The sequence below is a fragment of the Candidatus Symbiopectobacterium sp. genome (genome assembly GCF_020054415.1).
In the GTDB taxonomy this organism is placed as follows: Bacteria; Pseudomonadota; Gammaproteobacteria; order Enterobacterales; family Enterobacteriaceae; genus Symbiopectobacterium.
Window position 1 is genome coordinate 1 of record NZ_JAHWCO010000519.1, and the last position, 4,319, is coordinate 4,319.

Genomic DNA, 4,319 nt, shown 5'->3' on the forward strand with positions numbered 1-4,319 from the left:
CCGCGCTGCTTGAGGGCCTTGTTATAAGAGGGCCAGTTGGTGATTTTAAAATTTTGTTTTGCCATGGAGACCTGATTTTGAAACAACTGTGGTGATCTGCTCCGATGATTACCCAAAAGTTCTATTTATTCAACAAAGCCGTATGCGCGCAGAGATTAAAGATCGCGCCCTAGCGGTGTTAAAAGCAGCACTCACCTCACAGCAGGGTGAACCCTGGGCGACACTGCGCAACATCATTAAGGAATACCCTAACGATAGAGGACTGTTTTCTCCGTTATTGCTCAACGTCATCACGCTGCAACCGGGACAAGCGATGGGAAACCCCGCATGCTTACCTGAACGGTGTAGCGCTGGAGGTGATGGCAAATTCGGATAACGTTACGGGCTGGACTCACCCCTAAATATATCGACATTCCTGAACTGCTGGCGAATGTGAAATTTATCCCCAAACCGGCAAACCAGCTGTTAACTCAGCCGATTGAAGACGGTGAAACCTGCTATTTTACCGTACCTGTCGCAGATTTTGCCTTTTCCCTGCATCATCTGAAGGATCAGCCACAAACGCTGAACCAACAGAGCGCAGCCGTTGTCTTTTGTATCGATGGAAAGGCCACATTGATGAAAAATAGTCAGCTGCTTACGCTTCGCCCCGGCGAATCCTGCTTTTTGCGTGCGTCAGAGTCTCCCGTCAGCGTAGAGGGAAGTGGACGACTGGTACGCGTGTATAATGGTTAGACACTTTCTCCCCTTAAGGGATGCTTACTTAGAAAAGGAATCACACTATGAAGAAGTCTCTGGTTGCCGTCGGAGTTATTGTAGCACTGGGCGCCGTGTGGACAGGTGCGTCATGGTATACGGGCAAGCAATTAGCACAAAATATCGATACGGTTACTGCTGAATTTAACAAGCAGTTACAGGAAACATATCCGAATTCAGGTTTCAAGCTCGTGTATCGTGATTATCAGGGAGGGGTGTTCAGCAGCACGTTTTCACTGGTATTGCAGCCAGATGGTTCTGCATCAGAAACGCGTCCGTTAGCCCCCAAAAACGAAATAGTGCTCAACGAAACCGTTTCACACGGGCCACTTCCGCTCGCACTACTGAAAAAAATGAATTTACGTCCCAGCATGGCGCATATTCACAGCGAACTGGCTAACACCGAAGCGACCAAAGCACTTCAGAACCAACCGTTCTTCAGCGCAGAAACACGCGTGGCATTCAATGGAGATACCGCTTCAGTTATCTCTCTGCGCCCACTGGATATTGACAGTGAAGGCACCAAATTTGCCTTCAGCGGCACTGATATTGCGTTAGACCTTGCCCACGATCTACGTAGCAGCCGAATTTCAGGCACTGTTTCTCACTTTTTATCAGAAACCACCAACTACGAAGGCGGCAAAGAGACTATCGTTCTCGAAGGCCTTGGGTTGGAAGCGAACAATCACCGCGGCAAGTTTAATCTGGATCTCTGTGATGGTAGCGTTACCCTGAAATCAATGAAGGTGACACCGCCAACAAGTGACCCTGTCATGCTGAATAACTTCGTGATCAAAAGCACCATGAACGAAGACGACAAAAACATCGCTGGCGCGATAACGTTGTCATTAGACACACTGCTGCTCAAAGATCGCGATCTAGGTAGAATGAAGTTTACTTTCAGCTTTAACCAACTCGATGGTGAAGCGACACAGCAGTTCGCCAAAACTTATAAGACGTTGAGTGCATCATTCCTGGAGTCGCCGTCTGCCATGGATCCGCTGCGTTTTCAGTATGAACTGGGGCAATCATTACGCAATGCTCTGCCCAGCCTGCTGAAAGGCAACCCGAACTTTACCATCGCCCCCTTGAGCTGGAAAAATGCCAAAGGTGAGAGCACGCTCAACGCCTCGCTCAATTTGAGTAATCCTGCACAATCTACAGCGTTAACACCGCCGGCACAAAGCGATGAAGAAGGCGTGATCCGTCGTGCGGTTAAACAACTGGATGTGACGTTGAACGCGCCAATGGCGATGCTGGCGGAAGGTATCGTTCAGGCCGGAAGGCAGGCGCAATCGGATCAGGAACATCAGCAACTGATTGCCAGTGCGCAAGAGCAAGTGAAAATGCTGGCTGGCGTAGGCGAAATGAACCAAATCACCGTCACCAAAGATGACGCCATCACCAGTTCGCTGCACTATGCGGACAATCAGGTTGAGTTCAACGGGCGTAAAATATCACTGGCGGAGTTTATTGCCCCCTTTATCGATATCCCTACTGATGAAGGTGACGAAGGCGATGATGCCGAGCCAGAAGCTCAAGACTCACCGGCCGCTGTCCCCCCGCAAGCGAAGTAATCTCTGTACCGCCTGTGCGCTATGGCAGGCGCTACTCCCCCAAATCCACTGAGTGAATGGTCATAGCGTTGGATAAACACACACTCGAATCACGCCAGAGCGTACTTTATTTTGCTGCAATGGCACTAGCCTGACTGGCAGCACAGGTTTTTTCTGAAACAGAGGGTTGGGTAAGACTGATCAACCCGGCGTTAGCCATCATGCTGTTCGTGACCTTTATGCAGGTGCCTCTGGTGACCTTGCTTGATGGATTGCGCAATCTGCGTTTTATTGGCGCGCTGCTGGCTGCCAATTTCATCGGGATTCCGTTATTACTGTTGCTTACCCGCCCGTTGCTGCCGGATGTTCCCCTGGTGCAATTTGGCATTCTGCTGGTGCTGTTAGCGCCCTGTATCGATTACATTGTAACCTTCTGCCATCTCGGACGCGATGACGCCGCCCGTTTGCTTGCCTGCACCCCGCTGTTGTTGGCAATGTAACTGCTGTTGCTACCGCTTTATCTGGCGCTGTTCCTGGATGACGCTGCTGCGGCATTAATCTCGCCAGCCCCGTTTGCGCAAGCGTTTATCTGTCTGATCCTGATGCCGCTTATCGGCGCTGGTTTATTACAACACATCCAATCGCGCTTTTTGATCGTGCAACGCATCACTAACGCTGCCGGTTGGTTACCGGTGCCCGCGACGGCCGTTGTGATCTTTTTAGTGGTAGCGTCTGTCGTGCCACAATTAGAACTGGCGATCGGCCCGGTACGTCAGGCGCTATCGTTTTACCTACTGTTTGCCGTTGCCGCGCCTTGTATTGGCGCGTCGACGGCACGCTTGTTTGACTTGAACACCGCCAGCCGGCGTGCCGTGGCATTCAGTTGCGCCACACGTAATTCGTTAGTGATCCTGCCCCTGGCCTTATCGATCCCTAGCGCTATGCCGGTACTGCCGGCGATCCTGTTTGCACAAACCGTGATCGAACTGATCGCGGAATCCTGCTGTGTGCGAGTAATTCCTCTCATGGTGCGTAGCACAGGCAGAGATCGCCCATTCGTGTAATCGGCAATGGTATTCCATGCCATATTGTTTATACTAAACAGTACCTTATTAATTTAACGGCTCAATGCACATTGGTGCGCGGAGCGAAAGAAGCCATTATGATCGATCTTTCAATCCCGTTGACAGACATTCACCGTGACCTTGATGGCAATATTCGCGCACAAACGATCCTCGATTTAGTACGCCAGTTTAACATCACACTCCCTGCGCAGACGCTTGAAACGCTGATCCCACACGTACAGGTCATCGACAAAGCGGCTAATCTACTTGGTTTTCTTAAAAAACTGGATTGGGGCGTGGCCGTGCTCGGTTCTCTCGATGCCTGCCGCCGTGTTGCTTATGAAAACGTGGAAGATGCGGTGCGCGCCGGTCTTGATCACACAGAGCTGCGATTCTCACCCTATTATATGGCGCAGCGCCATGCACTTCCGTTGCAAGGCGTGGTCGAGGCGGTTATCGATGGTATGCAAGCAGGCTGTCGCGATTACGACACCGATATCCAGCTGATTGGTATCATGAGCCGTACCTTTGGATCTGAGGCGTACCAGCAAGAGCTGGATGCCCTGCAAGCCTGCCGCGACAAGATCGTAGCACTCGATCTCGCTGGGGATGAACTCGGCTTTCCGGGCTGCCTGTTTACTTCTCATTTTCGTCAGGCTCGTGATAACGGTTGGCATATTACAGTTCATGCCGGTGAAGCGGCGGATGCTGAAAGTATCTGGCAGGCTATTCGGCAATTGGGTGCGGAACGTATTGTTCATGGAGTAGCCGCCATTGTTGATAAAACGCTAATGACTCATATGGGCTTTGTTGAATAAACATATTTTATGCTGCATCCCCAGTGAAACTGCTGATCTTAGCAACGTAAAATCATTCAGTTAGCTCGCGTAAGAAAACAGCACACCTAGAGTGACAAGCATTTTCCGCCAAACCAAGTATGGCA

Annotated in this window: 3 protein-coding genes and 2 pseudogenes; all 5 read left to right on the forward strand. The window is 50.7% G+C overall.

All coding sequences use genetic code 11. The features are described 5' to 3' along the window. Positions 1–142: 142 nt before the first annotated feature. Positions 143–735, forward strand: a pseudogene (gene manA / locus QZ506_RS15055) (mannose-6-phosphate isomerase, class I); the annotation flags it as partial. A 47-nt stretch (positions 736–782) separates the two neighbouring features. Then, on the forward strand, positions 783–2,333 hold the full coding sequence (locus QZ506_RS15060) for a YdgA family protein (RefSeq protein ID WP_291972130.1): 1,551 nt from the start codon (positions 783–785) through the stop codon (positions 2,331–2,333). 200 nt (positions 2,334–2,533) lie between these two features. Continuing rightward, the gene (locus tag QZ506_RS21660; protein WP_367273028.1) at positions 2,534–2,812 is read left to right on the forward strand and encodes a hypothetical protein; all 279 of its coding nucleotides are present in this window, start codon (positions 2,534–2,536) and stop codon (positions 2,810–2,812) included. Between the two features lie 6 nt (positions 2,813–2,818). Further along, entirely contained in the window at positions 2,819–3,376 is a 558-nt protein-coding gene (locus tag QZ506_RS21665) for a hypothetical protein (protein WP_367273029.1), read from the forward strand. 98 nt (positions 3,377–3,474) lie between these two features. Further along, a pseudogene (gene add / locus QZ506_RS15070) lies at positions 3,475–4,179 on the forward strand (adenosine deaminase); the annotation flags it as partial. Positions 4,180–4,319 lie beyond the last annotated feature (140 nt).